The sequence below is a fragment of the Thermodesulfobacteriota bacterium genome (assembly GCA_034189135.1).
In the GTDB taxonomy this organism is placed as follows: domain Bacteria; phylum Desulfobacterota; class Desulfobacteria; order Desulfobacterales; family JAUWMJ01; genus JAUWMJ01.
Map to the genome: position 1 here is coordinate 1 of JAXHVO010000107.1, position 21,404 is coordinate 21,404.

At 45.8% G+C, this 21,404-nt stretch carries 14 protein-coding genes; 13 read left to right on the forward strand and 1 reads right to left on the reverse strand.

Going from position 1 to position 21,404, the window contains the following annotated elements:
- Positions 1-194: 194 nt before the first annotated feature.
- Complete coding sequence (locus tag SWH54_15820) at positions 195-410, forward strand: hypothetical protein (protein ID MDY6792730.1); 216 nt, start codon at positions 195-197, stop codon at positions 408-410.
- 69 nt (positions 411-479) lie between these two features.
- Here SWH54_15820 and SWH54_15825 read toward each other — a convergent pair whose 3' ends face one another.
- Entirely contained in the window at positions 480-650 is a 171-nt protein-coding gene (locus SWH54_15825) for a hypothetical protein (protein ID MDY6792731.1), read from the reverse strand.
- A 234-nt stretch (positions 651-884) separates the two neighbouring features.
- On the opposite strand from SWH54_15825, the gene acnA reads away from it, so the two are divergent.
- The 12 genes from acnA (at position 885) to SWH54_15885 (ending at position 21,403) form a co-directional block, all read left to right on the forward strand.
- Positions 885-3,644: an aconitate hydratase AcnA gene (gene acnA, locus SWH54_15830; protein MDY6792732.1), complete on the forward strand. Its 2,760-nt coding sequence runs from the start codon at positions 885-887 to the stop codon at positions 3,642-3,644.
- A gap of 17 nt (positions 3,645-3,661) precedes the next feature.
- A complete protein-coding gene (locus tag SWH54_15835) occupies positions 3,662-4,840 on the forward strand; it encodes a citrate/2-methylcitrate synthase (protein ID MDY6792733.1) in 1,179 nt (392 codons plus the stop codon).
- Between the two features lie 34 nt (positions 4,841-4,874).
- Positions 4,875-6,098, forward strand: a complete 1,224-nt coding sequence (gene icd / locus SWH54_15840; protein ID MDY6792734.1) for an isocitrate dehydrogenase (NADP(+)) — start codon at positions 4,875-4,877, stop codon at positions 6,096-6,098.
- Between the two features lie 169 nt (positions 6,099-6,267).
- Positions 6,268-8,778 carry a PAS domain S-box protein gene (locus SWH54_15845; protein ID MDY6792735.1) on the forward strand — a complete coding sequence of 837 codons (2,511 nt, stop codon included), beginning with the start codon at positions 6,268-6,270 and terminating at the stop codon, positions 8,776-8,778.
- A gap of 2 nt (positions 8,779-8,780) precedes the next feature.
- Positions 8,781-9,092, forward strand: coding sequence for a hypothetical protein (locus tag SWH54_15850; GenBank protein MDY6792736.1), 312 nt, complete (start codon positions 8,781-8,783; stop codon positions 9,090-9,092).
- A 187-nt stretch (positions 9,093-9,279) separates the two neighbouring features.
- On the forward strand, positions 9,280-9,777 hold the full coding sequence (locus tag SWH54_15855) for a rubrerythrin family protein (protein MDY6792737.1): 498 nt from the start codon (positions 9,280-9,282) through the stop codon (positions 9,775-9,777).
- Between the two features lie 464 nt (positions 9,778-10,241).
- Positions 10,242-13,169 (forward strand): PAS domain S-box protein, encoded by a 2,928-nt coding sequence (locus SWH54_15860; GenBank protein ID MDY6792738.1) that lies wholly within the window; start codon positions 10,242-10,244, stop codon positions 13,167-13,169.
- Between the two features lie 58 nt (positions 13,170-13,227).
- Complete coding sequence (locus SWH54_15865) at positions 13,228-15,285, forward strand: ATP-binding protein (protein MDY6792739.1); 2,058 nt, start codon at positions 13,228-13,230, stop codon at positions 15,283-15,285.
- A 47-nt stretch (positions 15,286-15,332) separates the two neighbouring features.
- Positions 15,333-17,849: a 7TM diverse intracellular signaling domain-containing protein gene (locus SWH54_15870; protein ID MDY6792740.1), complete on the forward strand. Its 2,517-nt coding sequence runs from the start codon at positions 15,333-15,335 to the stop codon at positions 17,847-17,849.
- A 60-nt stretch (positions 17,850-17,909) separates the two neighbouring features.
- Positions 17,910-18,329, forward strand: coding sequence for a response regulator (locus SWH54_15875; GenBank protein MDY6792741.1), 420 nt, complete (start codon positions 17,910-17,912; stop codon positions 18,327-18,329).
- Between the two features lie 94 nt (positions 18,330-18,423).
- Entirely contained in the window at positions 18,424-19,839 is a 1,416-nt protein-coding gene (locus tag SWH54_15880; protein ID MDY6792742.1) for a response regulator, read from the forward strand.
- Positions 19,840-19,903: 64 nt separating this feature from the next.
- Positions 19,904-21,403, forward strand: coding sequence for an ATP-binding protein (locus SWH54_15885; protein MDY6792743.1), 1,500 nt, complete (start codon positions 19,904-19,906; stop codon positions 21,401-21,403).
- The last annotated feature ends 1 nt before the right edge of the window (position 21,404 follow it).

The following is a 21,404-nucleotide window of genomic DNA, read 5'->3' on the forward strand; positions in this document are numbered from 1 at the left end:
TAAAAGTCATCGAATTGACAAAGAACAATGAAACTGAATTACTTTATCGTAACATTTGTACTACTCTAAACGAAAATGAATTTAAAAAAGCAGCATAAGTTTTCGCTCAATTGGGGTTATAGTTTTTAGCGCGCATCGAAAAACCACAAAAAATGAAAAAATCCTTATCAAAAAATTGGGGAAAGGAGTAAAGCATGAGTACAATTAGTAAAAAACAGGTATGTAAATGTGAACATTGCGGTAACGAAGCTGAAATGGTGGTCACCTGCTCGCTTCCCGATGAAGAGGGTACCGAAGAGAGGGCCGCCGACACCCCGACAATAAAAGCACCCACCAAAGCCAGGAGAGTGAAAGGGACGGGTACTTGTTCCCACTGCGGCAATGAAGCCGATATATGGGTTGATCTATAGTTAAACTGACATCCTTTGACTACCCCGGGGGCATTTCGTTTGCTGTAGACGCCTGGAACGCATTCATAATTATACCCAAATATGGACGCCCCTGCCCCCACAACGGATGTCTTTAATAACTCCCAACGTTTTTCCTGAACCTTGCTTGGATGGAATAAGTACCGGCAGATAACGCTGCCGCACCACAAAGCCAAAAAAACGGGCATTGCCTGCAGCGATATGGTGGCTGTAAAAAAACATTTAGTTATCTAATCGTTTTTCTACTGCCGCGTATAGCGCCATTCCTTATGTTGAAACATATTTATGACAAATCGATATAAACCTCTTTTGGTAATGGTTTAAAGTCAGTGACGCTATATCGGATTTCAAGGTTTAATATAAAAACAGCAAGATCAACATAATAAGCATTTTAAAAAACACCATTTGATGTAATGATTTCTTCCGGCAAACGACAAATTCCAAAAGGAGTCAAGGATGAATTCAACAGACTTTATCAGACAGATTAAAATTAAGGGAACCGAATACACGGTTTCAGATATAACCATGTTCGAGAAAAGAGAAATAGCCGATATCGGACGGTTGCCTTTTTCCATAAGAATTCTGGTTGAAAATCTTTTACGGAAACTGGACGGACGGATTGTTCAATGGGAAGACTTGAAAAATATTGCCGGGTGGAAACGAACCTATGAAGAACCGGTGGAAATACCGTATCATCCCGCCCGGGTACTGATGCAGGATTTTACCGGTGTACCTGCAGTGGTCGACCTGGCGGCTATGCGAGATGCCGTAAAAGACCTGGGTGGCGATCCGGGTGCAATCAACCCCCTGGTTCCGGTCGATCTTATTATCGATCATTCAGTACAGATCGATTATTGCGGCAGCCGGGATGCACTGTTTAAAAATATGGAAAAGGAATTTTCCCGAAACCATGAAAGATATAGCCTGCTGAAATGGGCGCAGAAGAGTTTTGACAATTTCAAGGTGGTTCCGCCGGGCTCGGGGATATGTCACCAGGTAAATCTTGAATACCTTGGGCAGGTGATCATCACCGATAAACAGGGACAAAAACCGATGGCTTATCCGGATACATTGGTGGGTACCGATTCCCACACGACCATGATCAACGGGCTGGGTGTCATCGGCTGGGGGGTCGGCGGAATAGAAGCCGAAGCCGTGATGCTGGGTCAACCGTATTATATGTCTATCCCTGAAGTCATTGGAGTGAAAATGACCGGAAACCTGAAACCCGGCATAACCGCCACTGATCTGGTACTTACCATAACTGAACGTTTAAGAAAACTGAATGTGGTAGAAAAATTTGTGGAGTTTTTTGGGCCGGGTATGCAGATGCTCAGTGTTCCGGACAGGGCAACCATTGCCAATATGGCGCCGGAATACGGTGCCACCCTGGGTTTTTTCCCGGTGGATAATAAAACAATTGAATATCTGAACCAAACAAACCGGGAAGAACAGGCGGAAATCACCCAGTGCTATACCGAGGCAACGGGTTTGTTTTATACCGGGAAGGAAAAACCGGAATATACCCAGGTGGTTGAGCTGGATCTTTCCGCAGTCACCCCATCCATTGCCGGACCGGTAAAGCCGCAGGAAAAGCTTTGTCTGGATGTGGTAAAAAAGAGCTTTGCCGGAATCATCGGGTGTGAATATGGTGCGGATGAGGACGTAGCTCCGATGTCTCAATTCTTTGATGAATCCGGCTGCCAGACCTTGCGATCCAAAACCTGCAAACCGGTGAGTACCCAAACCTATACAATCGAAATCGGCGGAAAAACGGTGAATCTGGGTGACGGCAGCATCGTCATCGCCGCTATGACCTCATGCACCAACACATCCAACCCGCATGCCATGCTGGGTGCCGGTCTTCTGGCGAAAAACGCCGTTGAAAGGGGAATAAAGGTAAACCCTGCAGTAAAGACTTCCTTTGCTCCCGGGTCCCGTGTGGTGGTGGACTACCTGAATGATGCAGACCTCATGATTTCCCTTGAAGCTCTCGGATTCCATGTGGCAGGTTTTGGATGCACGACATGCATCGGAAACAGCGGTCCGCTCCACCCTGAAATTGAAAAGCTCATCGTTGATAACGACCTGACGGTTGCCTCTGTTCTGTCGGGCAACAGAAATTTTGAGGCGAGAATTCATCAGCGTATCAAAGCCAACTACCTGGCTTCCCCCATGCTGGTGATCGCCTTTGCGCTGGCCGGAAGGATTGACATTGATTTAACCAAAGAGCCGGTTTCCTTCGATGAAAAGGGCAACCCGGTCTATCTCGACGATTTGTGGCCGTCATCGGAAGATATCGCCCTACTCATAAAAAATCATGTAAAATCGGAATTCTATCAAAAGGAATATGCGAAAATTTTTGACGGTGATCGACTGTGGCAGCATCTTGACATCACCAGAAGCACCACATTCGCCTGGGATACACGTTCCACCTATATCAGAAAACCGCCCTATTTTGACAACTTTTCCCCCGGGCTGAGAAAGCCTGCCGATTTAAAGAACGGCCGGGCACTTCTTATGCTGAAGGATACCGTTACCACCGATCACATATCCCCGGCCGGAGCCATTCCCCAAGATTATCCTGCCGGAAGATACCTGATTAACCATGGCGTCGATAAGGAAGATTTTAACTCGTATGGTTCCAGGAGAGGCAATCATGAAATCATGATGCGGGGAACGTTTGGCAATATTCGGATAAAAAATGAGCTCGTATCCCCCAAAGAGGGCAGTTTTACCATAAAATTTCCCGGCCGGAAGAAAATGCATATCTATGATGCGGCCATGTCCTATATGGATCAGGGCATTCCGTTGATCGTGATGGGGGGAAAGGAGTACGGGACCGGCTCGTCCAGGGACTGGGCCGCCAAAGGAACCAGCCTTCTGGGAATAAAAGCGGTGATCGTTCAGTCCCTTGAACGTATCCATAGAAGTAACCTGGTGGGGATGGGGGTACTGCCGTTGCTATTTAAAAAAAATGAAAGCTGGAAAAGCCTGGGGCTTAAAGGCAATGAATCATTTTTTGTTAAAGGGGTTGAAAACATAACCCCCAGAAAGGTGTTACAGGTAAAAGCCGTTAAAGAAGACGGCCTTACAATCGAATTTGAAGCCGTCGCAAGGCTGGATACCGGAATCGATGTGAATTATTTTGAAAATGGCGGTATTCTACCGTATGTATTGAGAAAGGTGATGCGCGCCACTGATACAACCGTTTGAAAAAAAGGAGGTGCCGGATGAATGACAATCTCTCGATCATCAATAAAGGCTTACGAGGTGTCACCGTGGCCAGTACAAAAATAAGTGATGTGGATGGCCAGGCGGGGAAGCTGATTTACCGGGGCTACCTGGTTCAGGATTTGGCGGAGCGAACGTCATTTGAAGAAGTGGCCCATCTTTTGCTTTTTGAAAAACTTCCGGATAGAAAAGAACTGGAAAGTTTTACCAAACGCCTTAAACAGGCCAGGGATATTCCTCCTGCAATAATTGAAGCACTTAAAACACGGCCGCCGGATTCATTGCCCATGGATATTCTTCAGGCGAGCATTCCTCTGATCGCCAATCATGATCCGGATATTGGAAATTCTTCTTTGGAGGCATGCCGAGGCAGAGCCATCAGCCTCATTGCAAAATTTCCCGGCATCGTCGCCGCATGGGAACGCATACGTAACGGAAAGGATATCGTACCGCCAAATGCAGAACTGGAACACGCGGCTAATTTTTTGTACATGCTGAAAGGGAAAATCCCTGGTGCCGATGCGGAACATTTTTTTGATGTCGGGCTGGTTTTACATGCAGAGCATTCTTTCAATGCATCGACTTTTTCCGCCAGGCAAGTCGCTTCGACCCGAGCCCACATGTATGCGGCTGTAACCGCAGCTGTCGGATCCCTGTCCGGTGAACTGCATGGTGGTGCAAATGTCCGGGTCATGGAGATGTTAAAACGCATCGGTTCCGTTGAAAAAATCCAGGATTACATCAACCGGGAGCTTGACGCCGGCCGGGTGATTTTCGGGCTGGGCCATGCGGTTTACAAAACGGATGATCCCCGGGCGCTGATTCTGGCACCCATGGCGCAAACCATGTGCAACAAGATGGGTGAGCCGCACTGGTACGACATTTCAAAACAACTTGAACAGAAGAGTAAGGCGGCGTTTAAACAACGAAAGGGGATAGACATCTTTCTGAATGTGGATTTTTACAGCGCTTCACTGTACTATGCCATGGGGATACCCACAGATCTGTTTACGCCGATATTTGCCATTTCCCGGATCGCCGGATGGACGGCGCATGTTCTGGAAGAACAGTTTGCGGAAGCTGCACCCAAGCCTGCCCTGTACCGCCCGGGATCTGACTATATTGGTGAATACTGCGGCCCGGAGGAATGTACTTTTACCCCTATGGATGAGCGATAACCCGTTTGGAAATAGTAATAAAAAAGGATTAAAGATGACACAGGGAGAAACGATAACAAGACATACAGACGGTTCATTGAACGTGCCGAGTTTTCCCATTATTCCGTTTATCGAAGGGGACGGCACAGGCCCGGATATCTGGTTTGCTGCCAAACAGGCTTTAGACAGCGCTGTAAAGTTTGCCTACAAAGGAGAAAGGCAGATTTCATGGGTGGAAATATTTGCCGGAGAAAAGGGATACAAACAAACCGGCGAATGGCTGCCGAAACAAACATTAAATACCATTGAACAACACCAAATAGCCATCAAAGGACCTCTGACCACCCCGGTGGGGAAAGGCATCAGAAGTGTCAATGTGGCCATCAGACAAAAACTGGATCTTTATGCCTGTGTGCGGCCGGTGAAATATATTGATCATGTTCCCAGTCCTATGAAAAACCCGGAAAAGGTGAACATGGTGGTTTTCAGAGAAAACACCGAAGACCTGTATGCGGGGATTGAATGGGAGGCAGGAGGCAGTGCTGCCAGGCATGCACTGGAATTCTTACGTGTTGATATGGATGTCTCATTACCCGAAGATTCCGCCATAGGCATAAAACCGATCAGCAAAAACAAAACCAAAAGGCTGGTTAAACAGGCTGTTTTATACGCTGTGGAGAACAACTTGCCCAGTGTTTGCCTGATGCATAAAGGCAATATAATGAAGTTTACCGAAGGCGCTTTCCGCACATGGGGCTACGAGGTGGCAAGAGATGAATTTGCCGATAGGACTTTAACGGAAACAGAACTTTTTCAACAGTATAATGGCATCCGGCCGGAGGGAAAAGTGATCATCAAAGACCGGATTGCCGATATGCTCTTTCAGCAGGTGCTTTTGCGTCCCGAAGAATATCAGGTGATTGCCACTCCGAACTTAAACGGTGACTATCTGTCTGATGCCCTGGCAGCGCAGGTGGGGGGGCTGGGCATGGCTCCGGGTGCCAATATCGGCGACACCTGCGCCGTCTTTGAAGCCACCCACGGAACCGCACCGAAATATGCCGGTAAGGATGTGGTCAACCCCGGCTCCTTAATCCTCTCAGGAGCAATGATGCTGCGCCATATGGGATGGGCAGAGGCTGCCGATTTAGTGGAAACAGCACTTAAAACCACCATAAAAGATAGAATCGTCACTTACGATCTGGCGCGGCAGATTAAAGGTGCCACCCAGGTAAAGTGTTCTGAATTTGCCAAAGCGATGGTAAACAGGATGAACTGAATGGGCCGAAAACAATTATTCGCCTATCAACCGTTAACATCCCGGTAAAACCTCCGGTATCTCTTAAAACTTAACATGTTGACGGCCGAACAAATAAATTGCATGGCAGCATGGAAAGTGATAAAATAACTTGGGACTCGCGTAAAAGGTAACCTTGACGGAGGATCTAATGAAGCGTGTCGATCAAGTCACTCAATCACTGGCCAAACGATTCACCAAAGATTACTTATTTGTATCGCTGATACCGGTTTTACTCCTTCTGGCCTTTACAGTGAGCGGAGCCTTTCTGATAGAAAATCACACCTCTGACCTGATTCGAAGATCAATTGATGATCTGAATGAAAATGCCGAAAAAGAGCTGGAACTGTTGGGTCAAAAAATTATCCGGGCTAAAGCCAGGGATGTCGCGAAACAAACCGCAATATTTCTCAACGCCAACCCGGGACTCACCATGAAAGCGCTCCAGAAAAGTCAGTATTTTAAAAACTTTACCATGCAAAAAGTCGGCGAGACCGGCTATACCTGTCTGTATGAGTCAGGTACCGGTATTATGCGGATTCACCCGAATCCAAGTTTCATTGACTTTGACATGCAATTACTGGCCGAGAAACTACCTTCATGGTGGGCCATCTTTGAACCGACACTTTCGGGTAAGGAAGTTTCAGGATACTATGATTGGCTTGAGGCAGATCAAACCCTAAGACGTAAATACATGACCATGACCCCGGTCCATGAAGCTTTCTCCGGTCAAACGCTGATGATTGCAGCCACAACTTATATCGATGAGTTTTCCACCCCGATTGCTTCAATGAAAGACAAAGCCAATAAAATCAGGGCTCACTATCAGAATTTTATTTTCCGCCAGGGAGTTATTATTTCGCTTGCCTTAGCTGTTTTTCTCCTGTTTATCTTTACCTGTGTCTACCTGTTAGGCCGTCGTTCAGGTCTTCGCTACATCCTTCCCATTGAACAACTTGCCCGCGCAGCAAAAAACCTTGGAAAAGGCAAGTGGGAAGCGGGTGAATATGTTGTTCTGCTTCAACGCAAGGACGAGATAGGCGAACTGGCCAAAGCATTTAACAATATGCAGACTCAACTCAGAAATCTTTTCTTTCGTCTTGAACAGCGCCTTGCCGAACTCAAGCTAACCCAGAAGGCTTTAAAACAGAGTGAAGAACATTACCGGAGCCTATTCGACGGTGTTCCCGTAGGGCTCTATCGCACGACACCGGATGGCAATATTCTCGATTCAAATCCGACCCTAGTTAAAATTCTCGGGTATCCTGATCGTCAAACTTTTTTAGGTCGTAATGCACAGGATTTATATGTCCACCCGGAAGACCGAAATCGGTGGAAAATGCAAATTGAAACTCAACAAAGCAGCGAGGGTTTTGAAATTCAGATGCGCCAGTACAATGGAACGGTCATTTGGGTGGAAAATTTTTCTCGAATTGTCCGGAACGCTGACGGTGGTATACTTTACTATGAAGGAAGCCTGATTGACGTTACCGAAAGGAAAAAACTCGAAGCCCAATTGCAGTATGCCCAAAGGATGGAGTCGATTGGAACTCTTGCAGGCGGTATTGCGCATGATTTTAACAACCTAATGATGGGAATCCAGGGAAACATTTCGCTGCTGCTTTTTGATATTGACCGTTCATTTCCACACTATAAAAAACTGAAAAATATAGAAGAAAGTATTAAAAGCGGAGCCAGGCTGACCAGTCAGCTGCTCGGTTATGCCAGAAAGGGAAAATATGAAGTCAGACGCCTTGCTTTGAACCAGATCGTAGCAGCTAGTGCTGAAACATTTGGTCGTACCCGAAAAGAGATTACGATTAACCTTCGGCCTGTATCAGACCTGCATGAGATCGAGGCGGACAGAACCCAGATAGAACAGGTTCTTTTCAACCTATTTATTAATGCTGCCGATGCCATGCCAGGGAAAGGCGACCTTTCTCTTAAGACCATGAACGTTAGCCGGAATGATATGGTGAATAAGCCATACAAGCCTGCAGCAGCCAATTATGTGATGCTGCAGGTGACCGATACCGGTGAAGGCATGGATACCAAAACGCTGGAACGCATTTTTGATCCTTTTTTTACCACAAAGGGATTGGGCAGAGGTACGGGTTTAGGCTTGGCATCAGTATATGGCATCATTAAAGCCCATGGCGGATACATCGATGTCGAATCCGAGCAAGGTGTCGGGACGACCTTTTATCTTTATTTTCCGGCATTGGATAAAACGGATAGTCATACCCACATCTCCGACGAGGGCCCTGCCCGGGTTAAACCGGGAAAGGGTATGATTTTGCTGGTTGACGATGAGGAAATTATCATGGATGTCAGCACTGATATGCTTGAAAAATTAGGTTATGGAGTGCTTAAAGCCGTCAGCGGTAACAAAGCGATTGCAGCATATCAAGCCAACAGCGTTGAGATTGACTTGGTCATCCTGGATTTGATTATGCCGAAAATGAGTGGCGGTGAAGTCTATGACAAATTGAAGAAAATCAACCCCCAAGTGAAAGTACTTCTTTCCAGCGGCTACAGTATTGACGGTCAGGCCACGGAAATACTGGGTCGGGGCTGCAATGGCTTTATTCAAAAGCCCTTTAATATGGAGGAGCTTTCAATGAAAGTAAATAAAATCTTGGATTCAAAGAAAGGAGGATAGAAATGAATGAAGTATTCTGTAAGCTCTGTAACGCCCCCCTCCTCAATGATAAAGAGGAGCTCTGTGAAGTATGTCAAAAAATGGAAGTCCGGATCAACTATTTGATTGAACGCCATAAAGAAGCGATCAGGGAATACCTTGGCAAGAAATTTAATGAAACTTCCGACCCTAAATTACAAATGTACGAAAGGCGATCCAAAGAATATACCCCTCCCAAAGGCACTCATACCCCTGATCGCCGCAAAAAAATCCGCAGACTAAAGCAGTTAAAAAACCATCCCCAACAAAGGAAAAGCGATCGCCTGGATTTGTAAAACCATCCCCTCTCGATTGCTTTGTGATTAGATTGAATTGCTATTAAAAAGGGGAAATAAGGATGCTATCACTTTGATATAATTGATACAAAATAGACGACCCCTTGAATGCTGAAATCCTCGAACCCTCTTCTCCAACGAAATTGGAGGAGAACCATATTTTAATATAAAGGAAAGGAGAATGATAATGAACAAGACAGAACAGAATCTTTTAGAGGCATTTGCCGGGGAGTCCCAGGCCAATCGAAAATACCTCGCCTTTGCCAAGCAGGCGGACAAGGAAGGTAAATCTCAGGCTGCAAAACTGTTCAGGGCAGCCGCCAAGGCTGAGACAGTGCATGCCCATGCCCATCTCCGGGCACTCGGGGAAATAAAGAGCACTGCGGAAAACCTCAAAGAAGCCATCGCCGGTGAAACGCATGAATTCAAAGAGATGTACCCTGCCATGATTCAAACAGCCAAACAAGAGGGATACAAGAAAGCAGAGCGGTCATTTACCTACGCCAATGCGGTTGAAAAGGTCCATGCGGATCTTTATCAAAAAACCCTGGACAGCCTGGATCACCCTCAAGAGGTCGAATGTTATTATGTTTGCTCCGTGTGCGGGTATACCTGCGAAAACGAACCTCCGCATGAGTGTCCGGTCTGTAAAGCCAAGGCGAAGGCCTTTTTCAAAGTTGACTAACCGGTATTTACCGAAACATGAAAAAACCGAGATGAAATGTCCTTCATGGTGTTATCCATCTTTCTAATTGAAACATTCGGACGATAAAAGGGACACTTAGAGCATGCCTTGGTTGGGTTGCCTTATATTCCAATCTGACCCTGGCATCATGTGGTCATATTTATTGTTTTTCGAGATGTAAATCGTCATTTCTTTGTGCAAAAATGTCAATAACTTGACGGTTTATGACCCTTTCCGATTTTCCATCATTCTATATTCCATCCGTCGAAAGTCCGACTATTATTTAAGTATCGGTCAATATCTGCCGATATCATTGTATTGATAGACTTTTCTTCAAAAATCATAATGGCTGGCATGGATAATGCAGAAAATTATAAACTGGATCAAACCCTGCTAAAGGAATACAACCCAGCTATGCTTTGCCGGTTACACAGCAGACAAAAAATTTTACCTAACGAGCAAAGATGGAAAAAGATTTTAATTCAACTTCAGAAACAGCATCTTCTTGCCCGGTCACCGGGCTGCGCATTTTCCAAAGACCCGAGTGGAAAAATATCCCTATAGGAAAAGAATTCAGCCTGACCATATCTGTGATCGGAAAACACATCCTGTTTACCCGGTCAAGGGGCTATTGCAGTCGGAAAGATAGCGAAATATCCATGAAAATCGTCAACCAGGTGCTGGATGAAATCCTGGCGGAAGAAGAGCCCTACATTCATGTGGCAGATTATTCAAAATTCACCGGGGCATCCATCGCTGCACGAAAGCATTACATGGGTTATCTGAAAAAGCAGGGTCGTATTTCGTCTCTGATTTTCTTCGGGGCCAAGCCGCTGGTTAACATGAGCATCAAACTGGTTAAACGAATAACGAAAATTAAATACGATATCCAGGTTGCCGACGACTACGAGGATGCGATAAAGATTGCTCTCGATAAGGAGAAAGAGATCGGCAATCTCTCGACGAACCAAACTTTCCAAAGCCGGCACCCAGTTGCCGGATCTTTTTCTGCAAGAAGTGCCCGAAAACATAGTATTGAAAGGACGGACTGGAATCTTCATCTGGACGGTTTTTCTATTCGATTTGAAATCCTTGGGGAAAATATCATTCACACCGTAGCTGAAGGTTTTCTGCGAGAAGAGCATGTGGAACCTCTTCATCAGTTGAGAACAAAGGTCATCGACTCCATCCATTTACCGGATGGGGCTTACTCTATCATATCCGATGTGAGCGGCATAAAGGGTGGAAGCCGCAAGGCACGCAGGCTGCTGATGGCCTCTATTCGAGACGCCTATAAAGAAAAACCGTTTGATTGGTATATTTTTTATGGAGTAAATTGGTTCACAAAAACGGCGCTGAACCTGGCCCGCCCCTTTTTACCTTTCAAAGCGGCCGCAGTCAGAGATTTTAATGCCGCAATGAGGATAATCGGGGAATCAAATCCTCCATTCTCCTTAAATCCTTCGATTGCAAATCAGCAGGAGAAACTGGCAAGCGGTCAGCATGCCGAGGATGTTAGACGGTATGTAAACGACCTCATTCATTGCATCGGAAGCATAAACTGGGAGCAGGAAGGAGTGGAGTTTGCCAAAATAATAGATGCTTCACATCCTTTCAAACCTGTTTTCGACGGCATCGCTTTCATTAAAAGAGAGTTGGATGATTTTTTCCGGGAACGCGATAAGATCGAACAGGAGCTCAAACTTTCCAAAGAGAGATACCAAACCATTCTGCAAAGCATCCAGGATGGATACTATGAGGTTGATTTAAAAGGCAGCTTCACCTTTGTCAATGACTCCATGGCCAGGATACTCGGGTACTCTAAAGATACATTAATCGGAATGAACAACCGGGAATACATGGATCAGAAGAATGCTGCAAAGCTCTATGGGGTTTTTAACATGGTTTATAAAACCGGCCTGCCGCTCGAAAGTATTGACTGGGAAATTGCACAAAAAGACGGATCTAAAAGAAATCTCGAAGCATCCGTATCCTGCATAAAGGATTCAGCAGGTCATCCCATCGGTTTCAGAGGAATCGTCAGAGACATTACCATGCGTAAAAACGCAGAGCTGGCACTCAAACAGAGTGAAGAAAACTATCGCCAACTTTTCTTTTCCGAAGCGGACGCCATCATTATCGTAGACTTGAAGACCAGGAAAGTGGTCGAAGCCAATCCTTCTGCTCTATCCCTTTACAGGTGTGATCATCGAAAAATGGTCGGGCTGAATATTCTTGAAATCTCCGCCGAACCGGCAAAGACCATCCGGCACATCGAATCCATAGCCAGTGGAACCGAATCGTTGCCTACTGTCAAAGAAATGCACCGGAAGATGGATGATACCATTTTCCCAGTGGAGATCAGCCACGGTTTTTATAACCGGCATGACGGTAAGATGCTTTGCACGGTTATTCGGGACATCACCGCGCAGAAAGAGGCTGAACAAATCATATTAAAATCTCGTGAAGATCTGGAAAACAGGGTGGCAGAGCGGACCAAACAACTGGCTCGAGCCAATGAAGATCTCAATAAAGAGATAAAATTCAGAAGGTCGGCACAAGAGGAAACCTTAAAAGCAAAGGAAATGGCAGAAAAGGCAAACCAGGCCAAGAGTGAATTCTTAGCCAACATGAGCCATGAGCTCCGGACACCTTTGAATCATATCATAGGCTTTACCGAGTTGGTTATGGATAAAACCTTTGGAGACTTGAATGAGATGCAGGAAGAGTACTTAAACGATGTTCACCACAGCAGTATGCATCTCCTCTCCCTGATTAACGACATCCTGGATCTCTCCAAGGTAGAGGCTGGTAAGTTGGCTTTTGAGCCCACTGGTGTCCAATTGCACGACCTTTTAGAGGGCAGCCTCATCATGGTAAAGGAAAAGGCCATGAAGCACGGTATAAAACTGTCAACGGAAATAAAAGATATCCCAGAGGTTATAACTGCGGATGAGCGAAAATTGAAACAGATTTTGTACAATCTGCTGTCCAATGCGGTGAAATTCACACCGAACGGAGGGGAGGTGGTCGTGAACGCACGAATGATTGACTGTATCATTCGAGAAGGACGCCGGCGGGGGGACTCCGAAAGATGCCAAATAATAAAGGTTCTGGCTAAAGAAAAGCGTGTTCATGATAGAGAATATAGAAATTGCCTGCAAATCTCCGTTTCTGATACTGGAATTGGGATAAAGCCTGAAAATCAGGAGCATATATTCAATCCTTTTGACCAGGTAGATAGTTCAGCCAGCCGCGGATTTCAGGGAACGGGCCTGGGGTTGTCACTGAGCAAAAGGCTGGTAGAGCTCCATAACGGAAAAATCTGGGTGGAGAGCGAGGGGGAAGGTAAGGGATCTGCTTTTCGGTTTGTGATACCGGTTTCATTTTAAAACCGGAAACTTGCCGGAGTGAAACTGAAATCTCGTCTTCTTAGAAGTGGAGAAAAACTTGAAATTTGAAACAGGAAATGAAATGAAAAAAGCCTGTGGGCCAATAGCCACCGGCCAATGCCCTGTGACCGGGCTATCCATCTTTAGCAGGCCTGAATGGACTGATGTCAGTTTCGGCAGGGACTACAGGGTGACATTCAGCATCCTGGATTATAGCATCCTTTTGCTGAGGGCTTCAGGATACGCAACATTGCATGATCTTGAACACGCAATACTGTTAAACAAAGAGGTGCTGGCTAAAGCTTTGCCCCAAGAACAACCCTATATCCGGTTAGAAGACTGGTCCGACCTTAAAGGTACTTCACGGAATGCCCGTGCCTGTTATGTCAACTATATTAAAAATCGCCAACGACTTGCGGGTTTGATTTTCTATAAGTTGTCCACATTTTTCAAGATAGGTGTAAAAATAGGAAAGAGATTCAATATTGTAAAATTCAAGGTGGAGATAGTTGATAATTACACGGATGCGGTTAAACGCGCTCAAGAAATATTATCAACCAGCCAAACTCACATAGAAAATTCTCCTACCAACACCGACTTTTCCCTCCTCAATATCTGTGACAGGAACGTATCGCCTCATAAGATAGCTTCTCAGCCTGGCTGGTGCTATCAAGCTGAAAATTTTTCAGTACGATATGAGGTCATCAACGGTTGTGTCCTCCATGGAATAACCACCGGCCGCTATGAAAAAGAGCATATCGGCCCGTCTATAAAATTGCGCGAGGAGGTCATAAGGTCGACGGGTTTATCAGAAAGCCCATACTCTTTGGTCCTGGGGCTAGAGGAATCCGATGGGATCAGCCAGAGCACTCGCAAACAGTATGTTCAGACCATATTGGACCTGCATAAAAAGTATCCTTTCAACATGTTCATTTTTTACGGAGTAAACAGATGGTTGAATGCAGGGATCAATATAGCCAGACCCCTTATGCCCTTCAAGGTCAAGGTGGTAAAGGATTTAAAGAGCGCTTTGGATCTCATAGATAAAGAAAAATCCATAAATATAGTTCCAAAGCCTTTTATGAATGACCGAGATCCAGCCGGGAAGCCCTTTACATCTGATCAGACCCAGCATTATGTTGATGATTTGCTTAAATTTATAGGAGAAGTCGACTGGGAGACTGGCGGCATTAATGAAGAGGCGAGGAAAGACCATTCCCACCCTTTTGGTCCTGTTTTCGATGCCATAAAGCTAATCAAATGGGAGCTTGACGATCTTTGGATTGAACAGAAACGGGTAGAGGAAGAATTAAAACAGGCCATTGAAACAGCGAAGAAAGCCAACCTCGCCAAGAGCGAATTTCTGGCCAACATGAGCCACGAACTCAGAACGCCGCTGAATCACATCCTCGGTTTTACCGAGCTGGTGGTGGATAAAAATTTTGGGGAGCTAAACGATATCCAGGAAGAATATCTCAACGACGTGCTGTCCAGCAGTAAGCATCTGCTCTCCCTGATCAACGACATTTTGGACCTTTCCAAGGTGGAGGCAGGCAAACTGGAGCTGCAACCTTCCAATTGTAACCTAAAGGTGCTGCTGGAAAACAGCCTGATCATGATCAAGGAAAAGGCGTTGAAACATGGCATACGCCTGTCAAAGCATATTGACGGCATTCCACAGACCATAACGGCGGATGAACGCAAACTCAAGCAGATTATGTACAACCTGCTGTCCAACGCGGTGAAATTTACTCCGGACGGCGGGGAAATCCGCATTACAGCGGATTTAGCTGATGGTTCATTCCCTTTAGCTGAAGACAGTACCCACAGGACTTCTGATCAAAAACCAAGAACCCGAAGCAATGAATCGGAAGCTTTGCAAGAATTCATACAAATTTCCGTGATGGACACCGGCATCGGTATAAAACGCGAAGATATCAAACGCATCTTTAAGCCATTTGAACAGGTAGAAAGTTCTACAAACCGTAGGTTTCAGGGCACCGGACTGGGTTTGGCACTGACCAAAAAATTGGTAGAGTTTCATAGTGGAAAAATCTGGGTGGAGAGTGAGGGAGAGGGAAAAGGAAGTACTTTTCGCTTGGTGATCCCCATCTAATAAAACCCGGAAAAAGAGCAGGTGGGTCAAATTTTAATGGGTATTTCATGAAAAAACCGATTTTAATAATATTGGTACTCTTCGCAGTGTTGATCTGGCTTTCCTCTGACGCTTTGTGCACCGGAACGCCCAGGACACCTGTTCCTAAAGTGGTTAAGGGTCAAATGGATCTTAGAGCTTGGGACTTTTCACAAAATGGACCTGTTCAACTTTCCGGATATTGGGAATTTCACTGGAACAGGCTGTTGGGCCCGGGGGATTTTAAAGAAAAGAGTCAAAAGACCGGGGGTGGGTATATCAAGCTGCCCAAGGCGTGGAACGGACTTGAAATGAACGGGCAAAAACTGTCCGGAACCGGTTGCGGGACCTATCGTCTTGATGTGTTGATAAAAAAGCAGTTCGAACCCTTAGCCCTGAGGCTCAGGACAATCGGGAGTGCCTTTTCGCTGTTCGTCAATGGGCGTAAGCTTGGATCAGCAGGAACAGTCGGGCTGTCACGGAAACTTTCAAAACCTGAATGGGCGCCCCAGGTGACAGTTTTCAAACCTGACAGCGATCATGTGGAGATCATCTTACAGGTCTCCAACTTTCGCCACAGAAAGGGCGGGCCCGGCACGGTTATCCAGTTGGGTTTGGCAAAAGATATCCTTAAATCAAAAGAACTCAATCTGGCTGCAGAACTCTTTGTCTGCGGAAGCATATTTATTATCGGACTCTATCACCTCGGAATTTTCGGCTTGCGCAGAAAAGACAGAGCATCTCTCTTTTTCGGTCTCTTTTGCCTATCGATCACCATCTACACCCTGTTATCAGGAGAGCGATTTTTTGCCCATATCTTCCCTTCCAGCAGCTGGTTTTTGAGGGTGAGACTGACCAATCTAACCTCTTTTGTGAGTGTGCCCTTGTTCCTCTTGTTTCTTCATTCCCTTTTTCCCGTGGAGTTTAGCAAGAAACTCCTCCGGGCATTCATGGCGATCTTCTCCGTCCTTCTGGGCATCGTGCTTGTTACACCGTCCGACCTTTACACCCGTTTTATACCGGTCTTTCATGTGATCACACTCCTTGGCGGTATCTATTCCCTTTACGTCATCTTTGCCGCTGTAAGAAAAAAAAGAGAGGGAGCCGTTGTCTTTCTTCTGGGCTTTTTTCTTTTTTTCCTTACGGTGGTGAACGATGTGTTCTACGATCATGTCCTGATCCAGACCGGGCAGTTCATCGGAGCCGGCCTGTTCCTATTCATTTTTTCTCAGTCATTCCTGCTCTCCATGCGGTTCTCCCGTGCCTTCTTTTTGTCGGAAAAACAGCAGAAATCCCTGAAAAAGACAAACGCAGCATTGAAGGAATCAGAAGAAAAATACCGGCTTCTGGCAGAAAATGTAAAGGACAATATTTGGATCTGGGACTTGGAAAAAGAGGCCTTTACCTATGTCAGCCCCTCCATTAACGAGCTTCTATACTACACACCGGAAGAGGGGCGACAAATCTCCATGGATCAGATCATCACGGTGCCTTTTCGAGAGCGCGTCGCCGGTATCATTATAGAAGAGCTAGAATTGGCGCAATCTTCAGATTTCGATCTGTCTCGGTCAAGGACATTGGAGGTGGAACTCCTGCGAAAAGACGGATCCACGGTCATGGCCGAGGTAACCGCGAGCATTTTGCACGACGAGCAGGACCGACCGAACCGAATTCTTGGCGTCACTCGAAATATTGAAGAGAGAAAAAAGGCGGAAGCCCTTCAGCGAGACAAGCAGGCGGCAGAAGCGGCAAATGAGGCCAAAAGCCTATTTTTGGCCAATATGAGTCATGAACTTAGAACACCGTTGAATCACATCATCGGTTTTACCGAACTGGTGGTGGATAAAAATTTTGGGGAGTTAAACGATATCCAGGAAGAATATCTCAACGACGTGCTGTCCAGCAGCAAGCATCTACTCTCCCTGATCAACGACATTTTGGACCTTTCCAAGGTGGAGGCAGGCAAATTAGAGCTGGAACCTTCCAATTGTAACCTAAAGATGCTGCTGGACAACAGCCTGATCATGATCAAGGAAAAGGCGTTGAAGCATGGCATACGACTGTCAAAGCATATTGACGGCATTCCGGAGACCATAACGGCGGATGAACGCAAACTCAAGCAGATTTTGTACAACCTGCTGTCCAATGCGGTGAAATTCACCCCGGACGGTGGAGAAATCCGCATCACAGCGGATTTAATTGATGGTTCATTCCCTTTAGCTGAAAACAGTACCACCAAGGCTTCCGATCAAAAACCAAAAACCCTAAGCAATGAGTCGAAAGCGTCACAAAAATTTATACAAATTTCCGTGACCGACACCGGTATTGGAATAAAGCACAAAGATCTCAAGCGCATCTTTAGCCCCTTCGAGCAGGTGGAGAGCTCGGCAAGCCGAAGATTTCAAGGCACCGGACTGGGTCTGTCGCTGACTAAAAACCTGGTGAAACTGCATGGTGGCAGAATTTGGGCCGAAAGCGATGGTCAGGGAAGTGGAAGCACTTTTAGAGTCACTATTCCTTTAAAAGCACAGGAAGGATACCTTTGATAAAATAAATCGAAACCATGGTTTTGAAGGTCGATAATGAGTTTAGCGAGGAAAAACGTCATGAACGAAAAGGTGGTATTGGTTATCGAGGATGACGAATTAAACCAGAAACTGGTGAAAGAGATATTACGGGTGGGAAATTATAAGGCCATTGAGGCGCTGGATGCGGAAACAGGCATTGAAATGGCCCGCCGGCATAAACCGGACCTCATTCTCATGGATATTCATCTTCCCAAAATGGATGGCTTCAGTGCGACCAAGATCATCAAGAGTGACAAGAATTTGAAACAGTTACCCATTGTGGCTCTCACCGCTCTGGCCATGCCCGATGACCGGGAAAAGGCTCTGGAAGCAGGCTGCGACGGCTATGTTACCAAACCGTTCCGCTTCCAGGATCTACTGAAAACGATTGACCAACTTCTGGACTCAAGCGACAGGGTCAACATCATGGAAAATATGAAAGATAGTCAGGAAACATGAAGAATCAAGTTTTTCCAACAGTGAACGCTCATTGCATCAACAATGAAATTTATTATTTTTAGATATAATTACTTTTTATAGTGAGGACTGAACCATGCGACCCAAGGGAAAGATCCTGATTGTGGATGATGAACCTTTGAATGTAAAACTTATAAAGGCAAAGCTACTCTCTGAACAGTATCAAACCATATCGGCCTTCAGCGGGGAGGAAGCCCTGGAAAAGGTAGAATCGGATTCACCGGATCTCATATTGCTGGATATTATGATGCCGGGAATGAACGGATATGAGGTAACGGAACAAATAAAGAATGACCCTGCGACCAGAAACATTCCCATCATACTAATCACCGCCCTTGATGGATCCAACAACAAGATAAAAGGGCTGGAATCGGGTGCGGATGAATTTCTCAATAAGCCTGTCAACACGGCGGAGCTTTTGGCAAGGGTTCAGTCTCTGCTGCGGCTCAAACAGTATCAGGATCAACTGAAGATGCACCAGGGTTCCCAAGAGCTTCTGACCCGTCCATTTGAAGGGGATACATCGCCGGACAACAGGATTGATTTACCCTCCCTGCTACTGGTTGAGGATGATGAAAAAGACGCACAGCTGATTCAGATGCAGCTTTATGGACAGCCGTACAGGATGAAAGTGGTTCAAACCGGAGAGGAGGCCCTGTCCTGCGCACAACAGGAAAAGATTGACCTGATTATCCTCGATATCCTGCTGCCGGGCGTGGATGGGTTTGATGTTTCCCGAGAGCTGAAGGGCAACGAAAGTACAAGTAATATTCAGATAGTTGCGGTGACCAACTTAAAAGACATGGAAAGCAAAGTGAAAGGCCTGAAACTGGGTGTGGATGATTATCTGGTAAAACCGATTAACATGCACGAGTTTCGGGCGCGCATCAACGCGCTGATCAAAAAAAAGGCTTATCTCGATAAACTCAAAACCGGCTATGAATCGGCCGTTCATTCCGCCATTACCGACAGACTGACGGGACTCTATAACTATGCTTATTTTCACTATTTTCTGGAGAATGAAATTAAGCGATCAGAAAGACATCATCACCCCGTGGCCCTCATCATGATGGATATTGATGATTTCAAACATTTTAACGACAGTATGGGGCATCTGGCAGGAGATGAAATACTGAAACAGTTGGGAAGGCTTATTCGTGAGGATATCAGGGAGATAGATCTGGGCGTTCGTTATGGAGGAGAGGAGTTTGCCATTGTGATGCCCTATACGGATCTAAAGGGAGCGATTAATATGGCCCGGAGAATCAAAAGCCTTATCAAAAACCACTCCTTTATGGTGAATAATTTTCCACCCGCAAGCCTTACCGTCAGCATGGGAATTGCCGTATACCCGGAAAACGCACTGACCTCAACCGACTTGATTCAAGGGGCGGATACCGCACTCTACGGTGCCAAAAACGGTGGCAAGGACAGAATCTATATGGTTGATGATAATTCTAATGCTCAGCCAATCGCTGCATCGCTTAAATAATTAGTGCCCATAAAACAGGAGAGCAGACCATATTTTACCAGACCGGCTTGCAGGAGACGGGAGAATGCCCGATAAAAACATAGACGATCAGGAATATCTGAATACTGAAAGATTTTCACGGCTTTACAAAAGGCACTATCAGGGAGCCATGGTCAGATCATGTGCCAGTCTGTATATGTATCTGTCCGCCTTAATAGGTTTTTATTTAGAGGTCATCAGTCAGGATCAATTGTATGGCGTCACCATCTCAATTCTATACCTCATTCTGATCAACCCCCCCACTCTGTGGGGGCTTAAACACATTCGCCGAACAAGGCTGTTTGAATTATACTCCTTGTCCATCAACTTCCTGGAAATTATCGGTTACACGGCGGCGGTCTATTTTATAGGAGGAATTGAAGCCTTTTTCCTTATTCCCATCTTTGGCGCAGTGATTGCCTATGTGGGTGCGGTTGGACCACCCAGGATGCCGTTTATCGTAACCACTTTTACGGCCTTGGCATTAAGTTCGATACTGGTCCTGGAATACTTCGGTATCATTCCGAGCATTGGTTTTTTCCCCGATTACCATGTCCCGTTAAATCATCAACTTACCGTATTTGCGGTAAGTATCAGCTTGCTTTTCGTATTGGCTTTTATATCCGCTTATACAGCCAGTCGGATGAAAATCGGTCGAAAGAGACTCCAGGAACAGAATGTGGAATTGCAAAGATCGAGATTGGAGCTGAAAGAATCGGCTGAAGCACTGGAGAGAAAAAACTTCCAGCTGCAGTTGGCAGCAAGTAAAGCCCGTGAATCAGACCGATTGAAATCGGAGTTTCTCGCCAATATGAGCCATGAGCTCAGAACGCCGTTGACCCACATCATCGGTTTTACTGAAATAATTGTTGATAAAACTTTGGGTGAATTGAATCACAAGCAGGAAGAATACCTGGATGACGTTCTTAAGAGCGGCCGACATTTGCTCTCCTTGATCAACGATATCCTTGACTTCAGCGAAGTGGAATCGGGCCACATCGATCTTAGGGCGTCTAAAGTCCATTTAAAGCAGATCCTCAGCAAAAGCATGGAGCTATTCCGCGAGATAGGGGAGAAACAGAACCTAAAATTCAGCACGGATTTTGACGACATTCCCCATATCATCCATGCCGATGAGAAAATGCTGAAACAAATCCTGTACAATCTCATATCAAATGCGGTAAAGTTCACCCCGGAAGGTGGCGAAATCCGGCTGCTGGGAAAGTTATATTCACAAGGTGAATTGGCCGATTCTAAAGAAAAAAATGAAGGAAATAAATCCCCAACAGACAGTAGCAAACCGGTGAATGGAAATTTCATTGAAATTTCCATTGCCGACACCGGTATCGGCATCAGACCGGAGGACAGGGAACGCATCTTTAATCGTTTCGAACAGGGGGATGGCTCTGCAGGAAGAAAATACGGCGGCGCCGGATTGGGACTTTCTCTCACTAAAAAACTGGTGTTGATCCACGGCGGGCAAATCTGGGTCACCAGCCAAGGAGAAGGCCAAGGAAGCACATTTCATTTTACACTTCAGGTTTAAA